The sequence below is a fragment of the Citromicrobium bathyomarinum genome (assembly GCA_001306305.2).
GTDB classification, from domain to species: Bacteria; Pseudomonadota; Alphaproteobacteria; order Sphingomonadales; family Sphingomonadaceae; genus Alteriqipengyuania; species Alteriqipengyuania bathyomarina.
This window is the reverse complement of sequence record CP155577.1, coordinates 3,042,421-3,058,421: the sequence shown is the minus strand read 5'-3', so window position 1 is coordinate 3,058,421 and position 16,001 is coordinate 3,042,421. Positions and strand designations below refer to the sequence as shown.

At 66.6% G+C, this 16,001-nt stretch carries 19 protein-coding genes; 4 read left to right on the top strand and 15 right to left on the bottom strand.

Translation table 11 applies throughout. From position 1 onward, the window contains the following. Position 1 precedes the first annotated feature (1 nt). From VO57_015360 to VO57_015345, 4 genes are read left to right on the top strand one after another with little or no spacing between them, the layout of a single operon-like run. Positions 2-1,756 carry a hypothetical protein gene (locus VO57_015360; GenBank protein XBL69492.1) on the top strand — a complete coding sequence of 585 codons (1,755 nt, stop codon included), beginning with the start codon at positions 2-4 and terminating at the stop codon, positions 1,754-1,756. After that, a complete protein-coding gene (locus VO57_015355; GenBank protein XBL69491.1) occupies positions 1,722-2,081 on the top strand; it encodes a hypothetical protein in 360 nt (119 codons plus the stop codon). The genes VO57_015360 and VO57_015355 overlap by 35 nt, the downstream gene beginning before the upstream one ends. Continuing rightward, the gene (locus VO57_015350) at positions 2,078-2,527 is read left to right on the top strand and encodes a hypothetical protein (protein ID XBL69490.1); all 450 of its coding nucleotides are present in this window, start codon (positions 2,078-2,080) and stop codon (positions 2,525-2,527) included. Before VO57_015355 ends, VO57_015350 begins: the two co-directional genes overlap by 4 nt. A gap of 11 nt (positions 2,528-2,538) precedes the next feature. Then, positions 2,539-3,312: a hypothetical protein gene (locus VO57_015345; GenBank protein ID XBL69489.1), complete on the top strand. Its 774-nt coding sequence runs from the start codon at positions 2,539-2,541 to the stop codon at positions 3,310-3,312. A 396-nt stretch (positions 3,313-3,708) separates the two neighbouring features. Here VO57_015345 and VO57_015340 read toward each other — a convergent pair whose 3' ends face one another. From VO57_015340 to VO57_015270, 15 genes are read right to left on the bottom strand one after another with little or no spacing between them, the layout of a single operon-like run. Then, positions 3,709-4,482, bottom strand: a complete 774-nt coding sequence (locus tag VO57_015340; protein ID XBL69488.1) for a hypothetical protein — start codon at positions 4,480-4,482, stop codon at positions 3,709-3,711. A gap of 26 nt (positions 4,483-4,508) precedes the next feature. Continuing rightward, positions 4,509-4,946, bottom strand: a complete 438-nt coding sequence (locus VO57_015335; protein XBL69487.1) for a hypothetical protein — start codon at positions 4,944-4,946, stop codon at positions 4,509-4,511. After that, on the bottom strand, positions 4,943-5,263 hold the full coding sequence (locus tag VO57_015330) for a hypothetical protein (GenBank protein ID XBL69486.1): 321 nt from the start codon (positions 5,261-5,263) through the stop codon (positions 4,943-4,945). The genes VO57_015335 and VO57_015330 overlap by 4 nt, the downstream gene beginning before the upstream one ends. A gap of 4 nt (positions 5,264-5,267) precedes the next feature. Then, positions 5,268-7,022, bottom strand: coding sequence for a hypothetical protein (locus VO57_015325; GenBank protein XBL69485.1), 1,755 nt, complete (start codon positions 7,020-7,022; stop codon positions 5,268-5,270). Position 7,023: 1 nt separating this feature from the next. Further along, positions 7,024-7,707, bottom strand: coding sequence for a hypothetical protein (locus tag VO57_015320; protein ID XBL69484.1), 684 nt, complete (start codon positions 7,705-7,707; stop codon positions 7,024-7,026). Continuing rightward, positions 7,707-9,593, bottom strand: a complete 1,887-nt coding sequence (locus VO57_015315; protein ID XBL69483.1) for a phage tail protein — start codon at positions 9,591-9,593, stop codon at positions 7,707-7,709. Before VO57_015315 ends, VO57_015320 begins: the two co-directional genes overlap by 1 nt. Then, entirely contained in the window at positions 9,586-10,011 is a 426-nt protein-coding gene (locus tag VO57_015310; protein ID XBL69482.1) for a hypothetical protein, read from the bottom strand. The genes VO57_015315 and VO57_015310 overlap by 8 nt, the downstream gene beginning before the upstream one ends. Further along, entirely contained in the window at positions 10,008-10,643 is a 636-nt protein-coding gene (locus VO57_015305; GenBank protein XBL69481.1) for a hypothetical protein, read from the bottom strand. The genes VO57_015310 and VO57_015305 overlap by 4 nt, the downstream gene beginning before the upstream one ends. Further along, entirely contained in the window at positions 10,640-11,335 is a 696-nt protein-coding gene (locus VO57_015300) for a hypothetical protein (protein XBL69480.1), read from the bottom strand. Before VO57_015300 ends, VO57_015305 begins: the two co-directional genes overlap by 4 nt. Further along, positions 11,332-13,623 carry a phage tail length tape measure family protein gene (locus tag VO57_015295; GenBank protein XBL69479.1) on the bottom strand — a complete coding sequence of 764 codons (2,292 nt, stop codon included), beginning with the start codon at positions 13,621-13,623 and terminating at the stop codon, positions 11,332-11,334. Before VO57_015295 ends, VO57_015300 begins: the two co-directional genes overlap by 4 nt. Then, positions 13,616-13,876, bottom strand: coding sequence for a hypothetical protein (locus VO57_015290; protein XBL69478.1), 261 nt, complete (start codon positions 13,874-13,876; stop codon positions 13,616-13,618). Before VO57_015290 ends, VO57_015295 begins: the two co-directional genes overlap by 8 nt. Then, positions 13,873-14,391, bottom strand: coding sequence for a hypothetical protein (locus tag VO57_015285; protein ID XBL69477.1), 519 nt, complete (start codon positions 14,389-14,391; stop codon positions 13,873-13,875). Before VO57_015285 ends, VO57_015290 begins: the two co-directional genes overlap by 4 nt. Positions 14,392-14,422: 31 nt before the next feature. Then, the gene (locus VO57_015280; GenBank protein ID XBL69476.1) at positions 14,423-15,031 is read right to left on the bottom strand and encodes a hypothetical protein; all 609 of its coding nucleotides are present in this window, start codon (positions 15,029-15,031) and stop codon (positions 14,423-14,425) included. A 12-nt stretch (positions 15,032-15,043) separates the two neighbouring features. Beyond that, positions 15,044-15,475, bottom strand: coding sequence for a DUF3168 domain-containing protein (locus VO57_015275; GenBank protein XBL69475.1), 432 nt, complete (start codon positions 15,473-15,475; stop codon positions 15,044-15,046). Further along, entirely contained in the window at positions 15,472-15,909 is a 438-nt protein-coding gene (locus tag VO57_015270; protein ID XBL69474.1) for a hypothetical protein, read from the bottom strand. The genes VO57_015275 and VO57_015270 overlap by 4 nt, the downstream gene beginning before the upstream one ends. Positions 15,910-16,001: the final 92 nt, after the last annotated feature.

Sequence of the window (16,001 nt, the reverse complement as noted above, 5' to 3'; positions counted from 1 at the left end):
GATGACCATCACCCTGAACGGTGACCCGATCAATGAGACCACGCGGCTCGAGTTGCTCAGCGGGCTCGGGATCGCAGACGCCGCTGCCCAGGCCACGCTGGCGCAGGAAGCAGCAGACGTAGCGCTGGCATGGTCCGAGGGGACCGAGCCGGGCGGAGCCGGAACCAAGAGCGCCAAGGAATGGGCGACTTCGATTGCCGATCTTGTGCGGCTCGATGCGAATAACAACGCGTTCTCCACCGGCGCGGGCAATGACAACGTCACCGGCACGGACAACGCTGCGAGCGCGCTGGAGGCGTCTCGCGACCTGATGAGCGGGGTGGGCAATACCCGCTATGGTCGCGCCTCCGGACGGTCGAACCCCGATGGCAGCTACAACCTCGAAATGGCAGCATATGCCGGGTTGCTGATCACAGGCGGCGATTACAGCGTGCGCCTGGGGGCGGAAGTGCAGAGCGGATTCGCCGGTGTGTCGTCCAGGGTGACCGCGACCGGGGCATTCTCGCTGCGCTATTTCCGGGGCAATGAAGCGGTTGCCGATGGCTACAACTGCGGCGGCAACCTCGTTGATGGAGTGCGCTTCACCGGAGGCGGCACAGGCGCTGGCTCCAACGCGGTGAACAACGACGCGATCACCGTTTTCGGCTGGGATGCCAACATCACCGATGAAGCGCGCGATGCGGGCTACAACAACATCATCGTGATCGGAGCCAGCGCGCGCGGCACGCGGGAAAATCAGGTCGCGCTGGGTGATAACCAGATCACCGAACTGCGCATGTTCAACATGGCCGCGATGCGCGGTCTGCCCGCTGCACGAACGTGGTTCGCCGCCAATGCGGGCAACATCAACCCCGGCAATCTTGGTTGTCTGGGCGTCGGCGAGGGCGTTCTCGGCCTGTCGACCGGCTCGACCAACATCATCGGGCTCGGCGACCTTTGCCTTGCGAACCACGAAGGCTCTAACGGCGTAGTGGCGGGCGGCAGCCGCGCGATGCAGGAAAGCATCGACATCAAGGATAGCGTCGTCTGGGGCGTGCTGGCCCTGAACGAGCGCACCACGGGGGTGGGCTTCACCATCATGGGCTACCGGGCGCAGGAACACGGCGTTACCAGCAACAACGTGTCCGCCTTCGGCGACAGCGCAGCTTGGCAGTACCAGGGCGATGGTGGCGTCTTCGGCGGCTATGTGGTCGCCGAGTTGATGCAGACCGGCAATGGCGTCGTCATCCAGGGCCGCGCCGCCGCGCGCCACCGCAAGAACGGCGAGCACGTCATCCTGATCGGTGAATGGGCGGGCGGCTTCCCCGATGCGCCCGACGTCGACATCGAAGCCAACCTTGGCGCAGTCGAGGCTGGCGACCGGGTGCTGGGGATCGGTCAGCGCGCTCTACAGCAGGCGGTGGGTAGCGACATCGTCGCGCTGGGCGACCTTTCGGCAAGCGCCGTCACGCTGGGCACGAACAGCATCTTCATCGGCTCCGGTTCGGGCGCAGGCGCTGGCCAGAAGGCGGACGCGGTCAACGTCATCGTCATCGGCAAGGGCGCCAACGCCGCGAACGATAACGAGATCATCCTCGGCAGCGCGTCGAACGACAACTTCACCGTCTGCGGCCAGAGCTTCAGCAAGACGAGGCTGCAAGATCTGAACACGCTGGCGAGCAATGCGACCGAGCTGAACAGCCTCGCCGCGAACGCGACCGAGCTGAACGACCTGGCCGCAAATGCCGCCGACCTACTCGCACTGCTGGCGGCCTGATCCGATGGTGAACTGCATCATCATCAGCGCCGCGAGCTTCGGCCCCGGCACGATGGGCAGCAATTGCGTAGTCATCGGCGATTGCACGCTGCTCGATCGTGAAGACCTTGGCGAGAACCTCTTCCACGTCGCCGGAGTGTGCTCGGTTCGGGTGGAATCCGAGCACTGGCCCGATACCGTGCGTGAGGCGCGCGAGGAAATCCCGTTCCACGGCGCTCCTGCCGCGCTGGAGCCGCTCTGCGAGATCGCCCAGGTGCCTGCCCACGATGTGCGCCGGGTGACGATCGAAACGCTCCACCTCCTGCGCGCGAGGGCCTCACGATGACCGGCGACAGCAAGCCCGCCTTTCCCACACCTGGAGGAGAAGATGCGATGTACATCAACACCCTGATCATCGGCGACGGTGCCGGTCTCGACATCACCGATGGTAAACACTGCGTTTTGATCGGTGACGGTGCCAAAGCGGGTGAGACCGACCTCGGCAAGAAGCTGTTTCACGTCGAGGGCGTAATCTCGATCGTGGTCGATGCGCCCGGCTGGGAAGATGCTGTGCGGAAGGCCCGGAAGGATGTGATGCGCACCGGCAACCCCGATGCGCTGGAGCCGCTGCTCGCCTTCACCGACGCCCCGGCTGACGATCTTCGTCAGGCTTTCGCCGCCGCACTCGCATCCGTCGATCCCCGCGATGCTCCGCTGCCAAAACGGTGGGAGCCGCCCGAGGCCCCCGATTTCGACGATCTCGAACCCACCACCCTCTCAACCGACACCTGAAAGGACGTTCAATGGCCAAGAATCCGAGCAAGAAGAAAGAGGACGCGCTGCTGCGGGTCGATCTCATGAAGCCCATGCTGGGTTTGGATGGGGAGACAGTCGTCCGCGAAGAGGCGGCGGATGATCCTCGCGAAGACCCGGAAGAAGTCCCGGTCGATCTGCGCTGGCTGGTCAAGGTTGCGCTCAACCAGAAATCCCCGCCCGGTGAATCGAAGGGCAAGGCCCTGCGCCGTGTCGATCTGCTTGACCGGCTGCGGGGCACAAAGCCGGTCAGTCTGGACACCAAGGCGATCGGCCTGATCGAAGAAGCAGTTCTCGCCCAGTGGAGCCCGCTGCTCGCCCACACCATCCGCAAGGAACTGAAGCTGGTGCCGCCTGCCGAAGAGCCACTGAAGGACGCTGTCGAAGTCCAGCTGGACGCGCCGATCCTCGGCACCAATGACAAGCCGCAAACGCGCATGGTTCGCGGAGAGAGCATCCCGGTGACCGTGCGCCACGCGATTCGCATCGCACTCAACAACCACCCCACCGGCTGGGGGGCGGTCGTCCTCGACCAAAGCGGTCGGCTGCGTGGGCCGGTGGCACGAGAGGAGATGATCGATCGCGGCGCGCTGATCAGCCAGCTGGGCGAAGAAGGGCCGGTGCATCTGGAGTTCGATGACATCAAGTTGATCGAGGACTGCGTGCACCAGCACTCCGACATCGCAACGCTGGGTGCGGTGCGCCGCGCTATGCGCCCGGCGGCTAGCGAAAGTGGCGAAGAGGTCGCCGCAAAGGAAGCCTAAGGCCCGTCTAAGGGGCCGCTTAACCAGTGATTAGGTGGCCCCTCAACAGCGCGCTCCGGCACCCGACCGCCCGGCCCGCAGTGCTCCAGACAGTCTTGTCAAACGCTCCAGAAGGTTTTGACCGGCTACAACGTGCGTGCGGGCGCGATACATTGCGCGACACGAAAAATGCGATCCTGAACGGCCCTATGCGCCTTGCGTTCATATTGAGCGGCATAAATATGAATGCATGCCCGGTGGTGGGCATTGTTCAGGAGTGACCGGAATGTAGCCGGTCAAAACCTTCTGGAGCGTTTGACAAGACTGTCTGGAGCACTGCGGACCGGGCGGTCGAGTACCGGAGCGCGCTGTTGAGGGGCCACCTAATCACTAGTTAAGCGGCCCCTTAGACTGGCCTTAGGCCTCCTTTGCGGCGACCTCTTCCCCACTTTCGCTAGCCGCCGGGCGCATCGCGCGGCGCACCGCACCCAGCGTTGCGATGTCGGAGTGCTGGTGCACGCAGTCTTCGATCAGCTTGATGTCGTCGGTTTCTAGCTGCACCGGCCCATCTTCGCCCAGCAGGCTTATCAGCGCGCCGCGATGGATCATCTCTTCTCGTGCCACCGGCCCGCGCAGCCGACCGCTCTGATCGAGGACGACGGCTCCCCAGCCGGTGGAATGATTGTTGAGCGCAACGCGAATCGCGTGGCGCACGGTCACCGGGACGCTCTCTCCGCGAACCTTGCGCGTCTGCGGCTTGTCGTTAGTGTCGAGGATCGGCGCGTCTAGGTGGACTTCGACAGCGTCATTGAGGGGCTCTTCGGCAGGCGGCACCAGCTTCAGTTCTTTGCGAATGGTGTGGGCCAGCAGCGGGCTCCACTGCGCCAATACGGCCTCTTCGATCAGGCCGGTCGCCTTGGTGTCCAGACTGACCGGCTTTGTGCCGCGCAGCCGGTCGAGCAGATCCACACGCCGCAGGGCCTTGCCCTTCGATTCACCGGGCGGGGATTTCTGGTTGAGCGCAACCTTGACCAGCCAGCGCAGATCGACCGGGACTTCTTCGGGGTCTTCGCGCGGATCGTCCGCCGCCTCTTCGCGGACGACGGCCTCCCCATCGAAACCCAGCATGGGCTTCATGAGATCGACCCGCAGCGGCGCGTCCTCTTTCTTCTTGCTTGGATTCTTGGCCATGATGGAACGTCCTTTCAGGTTTCGGTTCAGAGGGGGGTGGGTTCGAGATCGTCGAAATCGGGGGCCTCGGGCGGCTCCCACGGTTTCGGCAGCGGAGCGGCGCGCGGATCTACGTATTCGAGCGCTGCGGCAAATGCCTGCCGAAGATCGTCAGCCTCGGCGTTAGTGAAGGCGAGCAGCGGCTCCAGCGCATCGGGGTCGCCGGTGCGCATCACTTCCTTGCGGGCCTGTCGCACAGCATCTTCCCAGCCGTCGGCATCGATCACAGTCGAGATCACGCCTTCTACATGAAAGAGGTTCTTGCCGAGGTCAGTCTCACCGGCTTTGGCACCTTCACCGATCACAACGCAGTGCTTGCCTGCGATCACGTCGAGACAGGCTTGGTCGCCGATGATCAGGGTGTTGATGTACATCGCATCTTCTCCTCGTGGTGTGGGAAAGGCAGGCTTGGTGTCGTCAGTCATCGCGAGGGCCTCGCGCGCAGGAGGTGGAGCGTTTCGACCGTCGCCCGGCGCACATCGTCGGCAGGCACCTGGGCGATCTCGCACAGCGGCTCCAGCGCGACCGGCGCGCCGTGAAACGGGATTTCCTCGCGCGCCTCATGCACGGCATCGCGCCAGTGCTCGGACCGCACGTGAACCGAGCACACCCCGGCGACGTGAAAGAGGTTATCGCCAAGGTCTTCACGATCGAGCAGCATGCAATCGCCGATGACTACGCAATTGCTGCCCGTCGTTCCGGGGCCGAAGCTCGCGGCGCTGATGATGATGCAGTTGACCATCGGATCAGGCCGCCAACAGCGCGAGAAGGTCGGCGGCATTTGCGGCCAGATCGTTCAGCTCATTGGCGTTCGCGGCGAGGCTGTTCAGCTCGGTCGCATTGCTCGCCAGCGTGTTCAGATCTTGCAGCCTCGTCTTGCTGAAGCTCTCGCCGCAGACGGTGAAGTTGTCGTTCGACGCGCTGCCGAGGATGATCTCGTTGTCGTTCGCGGCATCGACTCCCTTGCCGATGACGATGACGTTGACCACGTCCGCCTTCTGGCCAGCGCCTGCGCCCGAACCGGAGCCGATGAAGATGCTGTTCGTGCCCAGCGTGACTGCGCTGGCAGAAAGGTCGCCCAGCGCCACGATGTCGCTGCCCACAGCCTGCATGACCGCGCGCTGACCGATCCCCAGCACCCGGTCGCCAGCCTCGACTGCACCAAGGTTGGCTTCGATGTCGACGCCAGGCGCATCGGGGAAGCCGCCCGCCCATTCGCCGATCAGGATGACGTGCTCGCCGTTCTTGCGGTGGCGTGCGGCGGCGCGGCCCTGGATGACCACGCCATCACCGGTCTGCATCAGCTCGGCAACCACGTAGCCGCCGAAGACCCCGCCATCGCCCTGGTACTGCCAAGCCGCGCTGTCGCCGAAGGCGGACACGTTGTTGCTGGTAACGCCGTGCTCCTGCGAGCGGTAGCCCATGATGGTGAAGCCGACGCCCGTGGTGCGCTTGTTCAGGGCTAGCACGCCCCACACGACGCTATCCTTGATGTCGATGCTTTCCTGCATCGCTCGATTGCCGCCCGCGACGACGCCGTTAGAGCCTTCGTGGTTCGGAAGGCACAGATCGCCGAGCGCGAGGATATTGGTCGAGCCGGTCGAAAGGCCGAGTGCGCCTTCGCCGACGCCCAGACAGCCAAGATTACCGGGGTTGAGGTTGCCCGCATTGGCGGCGAACCACGTCCGCGCAGCCGGTAGCCCGCGCATTGCGGCCATATCGAACATGCGCAGTTCGGTGATCTGATTGTCACCCAGCGCGACCTGATTTTCCCGCGTACCGCGCGCGCTCGCGCCGATCACGATGATGTTGTTGTAGCCCGCATCGCGCGCTTGATCGGTGATGTTGGCATCCCAGCCGTAGACGGTGATCGCGTCATTGTTCACCGCGTTGGAGCCCGCGCCGGTACCACCCCCGGTGAAGCGCACGCCATCGATGAGATTGCCGCCGCAATTGAAGCCATCGGCGACCGCTTCATCTCCTCGGAAATAGCGCAGCGCGAACGCACCGGTCACGGTTACTCGCGAAGAGACTCCAGCATATTCGCCCTGCGCATACGCCCCTAGGCGCACACTGTAATCGCCCCCGGTGATCAGTATGCCGGAGGCGAAGGCCATTTCTAGGTTGTAGCTGCCATCCGGGTTTCCCCGCCCCGAGGCGCGGCCATAGCGGGTATTGCCGATCCCGCCCATCAGGTCGCGCGAGGCTTCCAGCGCGCTTGCGGTGTTGTCCGTGCCTGTGACGTTGTCATTGCCCGCCCCCATGGAGAAGGCGTTGCCGTCAGGGTCGAGCCGCACCAATTCGGCGATCGAAGTGGCCCATTCCTTGGCGCTCTTCGTTCCGGCACCGCCGGGCTCGGTGCCCTCGGACCAAGCTGCCGCCACGCCTGCCGCTTCTTGCGCCAGCGAAGCCTGGGCAGCAGCGTCTGCGATGCCGAGCCCGCTGAGCAATTCGAGCCGCGTGGTCTCATTGATCGGGTCACCGTTCAGGGTGATGGTCATCTCAGAAGTCCTTCTCGAATGTGCCGGATTGGGTTGAACCGTCGATGCCGAGCACGCCGCTCTGCATGGTGCCTGCGAACTCGATCAGCTGGACCGGGTAGGCTGCGCGCAGCTGCCCGAAGGCGGTCTCTTCGCTCAGAGCAGCCGGGTCGCGCAGGGCGAGGAAAGTCACCCCGATTCCGGCTGGCTTGCCCTTGCGAAAAACGACTTCCGCCCCGCCGCCATCTTCCAGGCAGCGCGGCAGTTCGTACTGGGCGAGCTGCCCCTCAGCGTAGGCCGACGGGCCGCGCACCAGCACGGCAAAGGGCACGGGGTTGCGCATACGCGGGACCAGCCCGATCGTGCGGATGCCGACCGCCTCCAGATCGGGCCGCGTGCGGGTGACGGCGTTGCCGCCCATCGCGATGGCATACTGTTCCAGCGTCAGGTCCAGCACGCGCGCCCTCACGCGCAGGCCGCCCATCGTGGTGAAGCCGAAGCCCGCGCCCATCGTGCCAGCGGGTTGCGTGGTGGAGAACTGGCGCTGGTGCTGCACCGCCACGCCGTCTTCGGAATAGCTGCGCGCACCCCGCTTGCCGAGCAGCTGCCAGCCCGCGCCCGGTGCCTGCGAAGGCGCGGGGAAAGCGGTGCCGTAGGGCGCAGTCCAGATCGTGTAGGGCGCGGTGATGATTTCGGCGGGTCCCATCAGGCTGCCCCTTCCAGTGTGCTGAGCCGACCGAGGATGTCGTCGATCGTCGCGCCGTCGTAGCCGCCCACATTGGCGCTCAGCGTGCCGCTGGTAACCGGGCCAAGCACGCGGCGCGGTGTTGGAAAGCCGTCGACGATGTAGCGGATCGAGGCCTCGTATTGCGTCTGGTCCGCGACGGGGGAGATGAGCAGCGCGGTGGTCTCTCGGCTGTAATCGCCGTGACTGTTCCACTCGGTTTCGCCGAACTCCCGATAATCCACCCTGATCAGCGAGGCGGCGGAGCTGTCGATCGCGCCGGTGATGCGCAGCGCGGGAGTCGAACCTCCGGGGCCTTCGATTGCGATCCCCGCCAGCGTCCAGGCGGTCTCGCCGGGCGCGAGCAGATCGCCGGGCGATGGCTGCTGCACGCCCACCGCCGTATCTTCCGGCGTCGCGGTATCGGCGAAGGCGTTGGCATCGATCTCTCGCAGGGTCAGCTGGTGCCGCCAGCCTTCGTCCGATCCCCAGGCATCCACACGGAAGGTCTTCGTCGCGCCGCCGAAATAGCGATCGCTCTGCCACGTCACCCAGTCGCCTTCCTCGATCGCGGCGAACCGGGGCGGCAGGGTGACCTGCGCGCGACCGAACAGCCTGCCCAGACGGCGCACGATCTCGGTCACCCGCGTGGCCTGCGCGTAATAAGGCACCATCGGCAATCTGAGACGCTGCTCACGCGGGCCACCATCGGCGATCAGATCGGCCTGGACGCGCGCGGGCGGGGTAGAGCGTTCGATCCAGCGCTGCGCGGGGTCGACGAACGTCGCAACCACGGTGTTCACCCAGCCATCATCGCCCCGGCTGAGAATGTCCGACCAGCTGCGCTTGGTCCCCACCACCATGTCCGCATCGGTGAAGTGCGCCACCGGAGCCTTCGCCGCACCCGGATCAATCTCGACCGCACCCTGCGGCTGGATGATCACGCCCGCGCAGGCGGCGGCGATCTCTTCTTCGACCGACAGGTGCGTCTCGCCACCGCTGATCAACGCGCCGATGCGATAGCGCGGCGCACCGCCGACCAGCTCGTCGCAGATATTGGCGCGCGCGAAGACGTTCTGCGGCGGTGCCTCGATCGCGGAGAGCCCGCGCCCGACCAGCAGCATCTCGGGCTGGTCCACCTTGTCGCCTGCGTAGATCCCGCGCGCCCAGTTATAGCGGGCGACGATCGGGTTCTCGCTCCAAGTCCAGGTGGAGGGATCATTGCGCCGGTGGGTGCCGCTGCCGCCCACCGTGTCGTCTTTGCGCGCGTCGTAGCAGCGCATCCCGCGCACCACCCAGCGGAAGCGCGGGCGGCCACCGGGAAAGATTGCCGCAGCATCCTCGTCGGCCTGATCGTCGGCCTTGTAGGCGACCACCACGTAGGCCACGCCGCGACCGCGATCATTCGCCGTCCATCCCGGTCCGTGGTCGAGCAGGATCTGCGGCACCTCCTGATCCCACCGGCCATCGCGCCAGTAGACCTCAAGCTGTCCATTGAAACCGGGCACCGGCCCATCGCCGGTGAAGGTGCGGTAGCTATCGTCGACGAAGAAGCCCGGCAGGCCGTCACAGCGATGATCAGCCAAGGCGATCACCAGCACTTCCCAATCCGTGCCGTATTCGCCGCCGAAGTTGAACGCGTCGACCAGGCTCCCGGCAACGGCGACCCGGCCCACAATCGCTTCACGGTAGATCTCGCCGATCTGGAGGGTCGCGGCGGCTGCCGTGCGATCGCCGCCCTTGAACGACGGTGTCAGCAGCGCGCCGCCCACCATCGAGACGCCCGCCAGGATCAGCGACCAGTTGCCGGTGATGGCACCCGCCACTGCGAGGCCGATTCCGACGATCGTCTGGATCACCTTACTCACTGGCGGCCTCCCCTGCTGGCAGGGCCGACCAAGCGCGCACCATCGCGCTGCGCGGCAGCCGCTCCTGCCGCAGCTCGCCGGGGCCGGAGAGCAATTCGCCCTCGACGATCATCAGCCGCACGCCGAACGCGCGATCGGCCAGCCCGGCAATGTCGCCACGCTGCGCCAGTGCGGGCGCGATCGGCACCAGCCGCGCATCCAGCGCTGCGGTCAGCCCGCCCAGCTGGCGAGCAACGGCCAACGCTTCCGCTCGGGTCGACCAGCCCGGTAGATCGGCCAGATGGTCGATCCCGGTCTGTGCGTGCACGCCGCCCAGCGCGTAGCTGACACAGCAGCCGCCTCGCCCCCAGCTGTGGGGCTGGAAACGGTGCGCCGCGATCCAGTGCATCAGCGCGGGGATGTCGCGGTTGATCGTCATCGCTGCACCAGCCTGCCACCGCCGCCGCCGCCGCTCCTGCCACCACCACCCAGCACGCTGCCCGCGCGATCGGCCCGGCGACCGCCCCAGTAGAGCTTCTTCTCGCCCGCGTAGGCGACGTTCTTGAAGAAGCCGTCGTTCGGATCGATCAGCCGCTGGTCCGCATCCGACCGCATCCGCGCGCCCCGCCGTCCGGAGCTGCGCGCCGGGGTCTCGATCGTCGCGGTGATCTTCGCGGTACCGCCGATCTCTTCCTCGCGCGGCAGCGTGTCGAGGTGGCCGCGCCCCCAGACATCGTAGCCGAGCATCTGGGTGCCGCTCGAATTCCAGATCGTGCGCCACAGGGTGACCGGCGCACCGGCCACTTCGCTCGCGTCCAGCAGCTCCAGCACTTCCGGCTCGATGCCCGACAGCACCAGCGTGATCGACTGCGCCTGCCCGCCCAGCGCGCCGCCCGCCACCTGCACCAGCGTGCGATCGCGTAGCGGCTCGAAGGTGCGCCCGTCGAAGGTGATCTCGCGATAGCCGCCCCACACGCACAGCACCGGATCGGACGCGATCTCGACCGCGCCGACGACGATCGGATCGCCGCGCTCCAGCGCGGCCAGGGCGGCAGGTGCGATCGACTTCATGGCCGCAGGTCCTGAATGCCGACGATGGTGCCGCTGCTCATCGTCCCGGCCTCACCCACGGGAGCGAGGTCGGTCTCCTCTGGCACCTGCTGCATCACGCACAGCGGATCGTCGAAATGGGCGATCGCTCCGGCAGGGACCAGCTCGGTATCCAGCGGCGGCTCGGCGATGACGCTCACTTCGCCGCCTTCATCGGCGATGGCCGAGGTAACGCAGCGCGCTACCGTGCGTCGTTCGAAGGTGCCCGCCGCCGCGCCATCCGCATCCCACTTGAAGCCGATCAGGTCGCGCGGCGTCAGCACGAAGCCTGCGGGCAACCCGCTCAGCGTGATCGTGGCATCGCCGTCCGCGTCCACCGTCTGGCTCCACCCGGTCGCGGCACCGTCGAACGCGCCGCCGCCCGCCCGCGCCAGGCTCAACATGCCGTAAGCGTGGGCGACCGGGCGCGGGCGCGCACTGTCGCCGCAATAGAACCGGCGAATGCGCCCCCGCAGCCGATCAATGAACGCGCTCCACAGATCCGCGCTGACCGGGTCGATCCGGTCGAGTTCCAGCCTGACGCCCCACACCGGGAACCCGGCCTGCACGCCGCCCTGCCGTCCGCTCGCCTCCGGCGCGCCGTAATCGACCCGCTGGATCTCCAGCTTGACGCGGGCGATCCCGCTGGGGGTTTCGGGCAGAGGCAGGATCATGCCGCGCCTCCTGCGAGGAAACGCCGCTCCTGCGCATCGCGCACGGTGCCGACGATCGTCGAGGGCAGATCACGCTCCATCCGGTCGAGCCGCGAATTGAGCCGCGCGATCGCCGCGGAATCCGCTCCCGTCGCATCGACCGGCATGTTGAAGGTGAACTGGTCGCCGCCGTTCTGCTGCGCGCCGCCCCGGCCAAGCGCGCGGCGACTGTCGGAGTTGGACATGATGCCAAGGCCACCCGGCGCGGCGAAGGCCAGCTCCGGCCCCGCTTCTCCGACGATGCCGAACTGCCCTGTCGGGATCGTCCCGCCATCCGCAAACAGACCTGCGAAGCCTGACAGGAGCTTGGACAGGAAGCCGCCACTGCGCTCACCACCATCGCCCGCCGCGCCGAAGATGAAGTTGGCGATCGGCGCGACGATCATCTGCTGCATCGCGATCCGCAGAAGGTCGGCGATGATCTGCTCGGTCATCGAGTGGAAGAGGTCGCCCATCGACTTGAAGGCATCGCCCACCGACCGGGCGTTCATCAGCATGTCGACCAGCCCGTCGTTCAACGTCTCCAGCCCGCCGATCGCGATCCCGTCGATCGCCTCGTTGATCTGCTCGGGCGTCTTGTTGAGGTCGCGCAGGTAGCGATCGACCGTGGTCCCGTTGGCGCGGGCAACTTCCTCGCGCCGGCCCGCTGCGGTCGCGCGCTGGGCATCGAGCGCGATCTGCGCCACGGCCTTCGCGTTGTCGTCCGCCACCTTGCTGTCGAGGATCTGCTGAAGCTTCTGCTCCAGATAGCGTTCATCCGCCTCCAGCAGCTTGAGCGCGATGGCCTTGCGCTCCGCCTCGGTGTCGGCCAGCGACAGCTGCACCTGAAGCGCCTCGGTCTCTGCCTCGAACCGGGCCTGCGCCAGCGCGGCGATCTCGCGCTCGATCTCCGCAGCGTAGGCGCGCTGGTCGAGCTGACCTTGCAGGCCGGTGTTCTGGCCCACCACGATCGTGCCGTCCGGATCGTCGGGCGTTTCCTTGCCCAACAGCTCCTCAACCCGCTTGCGCAGCGCTTCCTTCTGCGTCTCGCTGAGCTTGCTCGCCTCGATCTCGGCCAGCCGCTGGTCACGCTCCAGCGTCAGCAGCTCCGCCTGGATGTCCGCGCGTTCTTCGGCGGTAGTCGCCAGCTGAAGCTTCGCCTGCAAGGTCTCGCGCTGGAGCTGTACGTCCTCGCCCTCAAATCGGGATTGCAGCTCGGCGAGGGTCGGCCCCTTCGGCGTGCGCGGGGTGCGGGAGCGGGTCTTCTTCGCGTCGGGCCGGTTTAGGAAGCCCTCAAGCGCGTCCTTATCGCCGCTTAAGGCGGCCTCTAGGTCCTCGTAAACTTCGACATTGACCTGTTCGAGATCGAGGCTGGTGATCGTGGAAAGCAGCTGACCCAACTTGTCACCCGAGACCGACCCTTCCAGCGCCTGTAGCTGCTTTCGTGCCGCCTGGGGCGAGAGGGTGCCATCCAGCACGCCCTGGGCAATCTTCGCGGTGGGCGTGGAGCTGCGCTGAAGGCCCACGATCCCACGCGCGCCCAGCTTCGGCACCGGAATGCCCGCGACCGTCATAATGCCGCCCTTTTGCTCCGCCGCGTCCTTCAGTGTCTTGCGCAGTTCCTGCACGTTTTCACGAGCCTGCATTTGCCCCGCAGCAGCCTTCGCCTCGGCTAATCTCCACAGCGCGCTGGTCTGATCCTTGATCTTGCCGGTGGTCAGGTCGATCACGCTGCCCAGGATGCCCTGCGCATCGCCCATCGCGTGGCTGGAGAACTCGACCGCCTCCATCGCCTTCTCGGCTTCGAAGAGCTTGCCGATGAACGGCGCGAGGACGATCACGCCCGCCGTGATCGCCATGCCCCACGGCCCGCCAAGGAACGCGGCGAACTTGCTTGCCCCTCCGGTCGCCAGTTGGATCGCCTGCGTGACCTGCCCGATCTGCGAGGCGAAGATCTGAGTGGGCCGCGCGCCCATCGAATACATCGTCGCAATGTCGCCGATCTGGAAGCTGAGCTGCTGCATCCCGGCCTTCTGGGCAGCCGACGATGCCACCACCTTCGTGCCGCCCTGCTGGAAGCTGTCTCCCATCTTGGAGGCTTTGGCCCCCGTGTCGGTCAGCTCATTGCCAAGGCGGTCGGCCTGCCCACGCGTCTGGTCGAGCTGGCCGCCCAGCTTCTTCGCGCGGCCCTCTGCCTTGTCGACGCCAGAGTTGAACTGCGCATCGTCCGTGCGCAGCGTCAGCAGGGCATCGCCGAGGTTCTCAGACATTTCCGTCGCCTACCGCTTCGCTGCTTGAGGCGGGGCCGGGCTCCGCCTTGGGAGGGCTCACGCGGATGCCGATGCCCGCGCCAGCGATGTCGCGCCGCGTGGCCGCCTTGGCGCGGCGGGGGCCGCGTGCGACGTTGGTCAGCTCCTCCAGCAGATCGCGCTTCACGTCTTCGTCGAGCGTGCCGCTGCCCAGCGCCACGTCTTGGGCACGCGCAAGGCGCTCACGCGCGTCGAGGCGCGGCATCATCGTCACGAACGCGCGAACCAGCCCGATCGGAGTGCTTTCCAGCCATTCGAGAGGGCTGCCACCAAAGAACCGAACCAGCCGGGGGAGCTGCTCGCCCCAATCGATCCGAGCGCGCTCTCCATCTCCGGAGTCCACGTCCCCGCCGCCTTGTGCATCGCTCCCGACACGGCGACGGCCCGCCGCATCAGGAGCGCGGTAAAAACGTCCACCACCGACCAGCGCTGCGCGCCGCTCAGCTTGGCGAAGACCTCTTCGGGCAGATCGATCACCGCGCCCCGCACGATCGTATTGACCAGCTCCGCCAGCTCGGCAGAGCGGGTGTCCTGCGCCTCCTCGTCTTGGCCGGGGTCCGCCTTTTGCAGCGCCTGCACGCGATCGACCCAGCGCACGAAGCGGTGGCTCTCGATCACGCTCAGCTCGTCGGGCGATCGGATGAAATACCGCTGGCCGTCGATCGCAATGAAATTGCGCGTGGTCAGCGTGTCGAGGTCGAGCAGCGGCGCGGGGCTGGCCTGATCCATGATCGGCTCTCCGGTCTAGAGGTCGGGTGGATCAGGCGAGCGCGGCGGCGTTGCCAGCGAGGATGTAGCCGAAGCGTTCGTCTTCGCTCACGCCTTCGCTCAGGTCTTCCAGCGCGGTCATCTCCAGCCGCAGCGAAGCGCCGGTCCCGCCCTTCTTGAACACCGGTTCCGGGCTGCCGCTGTCGTAGCAGCGCGGCACACAGTACTGGAGCGGGAACGCCTCGTCGTAGGGCGACAGGCCCCGCGCGATCAGCGCGAATTCACGCGTGCGGCCCACGCTCTGCGAAAGGCCGATCTTCTTGAACCCCATCGAGCCCGAACCCGCCGCCGTGGTGGTGATCGGATTGCCGTTGAGGACGTGGCTGTAGGCCTCCAGGCTGAGATCGAGGATATTGACCCGGAACATCAGGTCTTCTTCGTCGAGGCTCGCCTTGACCGGGCCGGTGGCGCCGTCTGTGCGGACCTTGGAGAACGTCTTCGAGTGGCTGACGGTCACCCCGCCGACTTCGTAGGACCGGGTTCCGTTGGTGCCCAGCAGCGTCCAGCCCGCGCCGGGCGATTCGTCCAGCGTGGGGAACGCGGTGCCGACATCGGCGATGTACACCGTCAGCGGGGCGCAGATGATTTCGAAGGGAGTCATGGCGAAGGTCTCCTAGGGTTGGACTTGGGTGAGGCCGTGCAGGGCCTGAAAAGACTGGAAGTGACGCGGCCATTCGGTGCCCGGCTCGCGGCCCTGGGCAGAGCCGCCCGCCGGGTTGACCCAGTGGATCAGGACGCCGCCGTAGATCCCACGCTTGAGGCGGCGCAGCGCGAGCGCGGCGGTGCGCATGATCGTCGCGGCCTCGCGCGGGGTTGCGCCGAAGGTGAACAGGTCGATCCGCTGGGTGTCGTGGTCGTTCTCGCTCTCGGCGGTGAGCGAGACGCCGCCGCTCGCCTTCAGCACGATCGCGCCGCGCGGCATGGCGGCGGTCTCGTCGGCAGGCAGCTCGCCCGCGAAGACGCGCCCGGCCACCTCTGCGGTGACGGTGCCCTGGTTGAGCAGGTAGGCGAGCAGGCCCGCTTCCAGATCGGCCGGCTCGCTCATCGCGCGGCCTCCCCGTCGGCGTCGAAAGCGCGCCGGATCATCTCGGGCAGCTTGGGATAATTGCGATCGGCAGCCGGGCGCAGCGCGGGGCGCGGCGGGATCACCACCCGCTTGACGAAGCGCACGCTGCCATCGGGCTGCGGGATCGCCAGCGCCTTCGCCTTCACCGGCACGATCGTCGCGCCCAGCTCCTGCGCCAGCGCGTATTTGACGCCCTGCGATCCCCACGTGCCCGCGACCCCGGTGCCTTCCGGATGCGCGCCCTCGGCAATATCGTAGCTGCCTTCCAGCACGCCGGTCTGGTTCTGCCAGGGATGGTTCGCCTTCGCGTCCTGGACGCACAGCGCCATCGTGCCGTTGACGCCCCTGATCTGCGCGCGCTTCATCTTCGCGCTGAGCGCATCGCCGTTCCATTTGAGGGACTGCTCGGCCATCACCAGACGCTCCCGAGCAGCCAGGCGAAACCAGCGAAGGCAAAAAGCAGACCGTAAGCCGCACATGCGCAGCCGATCATTTCCCGGCGAGC

Excerpts from the sequence above, each read along its gene's own strand:
- VO57_015270 (XBL69474.1), bottom strand. The coding sequence starts at position 15,909 with ATGGCCGAGCAGTCCCTCAAATGGAACGGCGATGCGCTCAGCGCGAAG.
- VO57_015340 (XBL69488.1), bottom strand. The coding sequence starts at position 4,482 with ATGGCCAAGAATCCAAGCAAGAAGAAAGAGGACGCGCCGCTGCGGGTC.
- VO57_015295 (XBL69479.1), bottom strand. The coding sequence starts at position 13,623 with ATGTCTGAGAACCTCGGCGATGCCCTGCTGACGCTGCGCACGGACGAT.
- VO57_015280 (XBL69476.1), bottom strand. The coding sequence starts at position 15,031 with ATGACTCCCTTCGAAATCATCTGCGCCCCGCTGACGGTGTACATCGCC.
- VO57_015310 (XBL69482.1), bottom strand. The coding sequence starts at position 10,011 with ATGACGATCAACCGCGACATCCCCGCGCTGATGCACTGGATCGCGGCG.
- VO57_015320 (XBL69484.1), bottom strand. The coding sequence starts at position 7,707 with ATGGGACCCGCCGAAATCATCACCGCGCCCTACACGATCTGGACTGCG.
- VO57_015330 (XBL69486.1), bottom strand. The coding sequence starts at position 5,263 with ATGGTCAACTGCATCATCATCAGCGCCGCGAGCTTCGGCCCCGGAACG.
- VO57_015335 (XBL69487.1), bottom strand. The coding sequence starts at position 4,946 with ATGACTGACGACACCAAGCCTGCCTTTCCCACACCACGAGGAGAAGAT.
- VO57_015355 (XBL69491.1), top strand. The coding sequence starts at position 1,722 with ATGCCGCCGACCTACTCGCACTGCTGGCGGCCTGATCCGATGGTGAAC.
- VO57_015305 (XBL69481.1), bottom strand. The coding sequence starts at position 10,643 with ATGAAGTCGATCGCACCTGCCGCCCTGGCCGCGCTGGAGCGCGGCGAT.
- VO57_015350 (XBL69490.1), top strand. The coding sequence starts at position 2,078 with ATGACCGGCGACAGCAAGCCCGCCTTTCCCACACCTGGAGGAGAAGAT.
- VO57_015345 (XBL69489.1), top strand. The coding sequence starts at position 2,539 with ATGGCCAAGAATCCGAGCAAGAAGAAAGAGGACGCGCTGCTGCGGGTC.
- VO57_015275 (XBL69475.1), bottom strand. The coding sequence starts at position 15,475 with ATGAGCGAGCCGGCCGATCTGGAAGCGGGCCTGCTCGCCTACCTGCTC.
- VO57_015285 (XBL69477.1), bottom strand. The coding sequence starts at position 14,391 with ATGGATCAGGCCAGCCCCGCGCCGCTGCTCGACCTCGACACGCTGACC.
- VO57_015325 (XBL69485.1), bottom strand. The coding sequence starts at position 7,022 with ATGACCATCACCCTGAACGGTGACCCGATCAATGAGACCACGCGGCTC.
- VO57_015300 (XBL69480.1), bottom strand. The coding sequence starts at position 11,335 with ATGATCCTGCCTCTGCCCGAAACCCCCAGCGGGATCGCCCGCGTCAAG.
- VO57_015360 (XBL69492.1), top strand. The coding sequence starts at position 2 with ATGACCATCACCCTGAACGGTGACCCGATCAATGAGACCACGCGGCTC.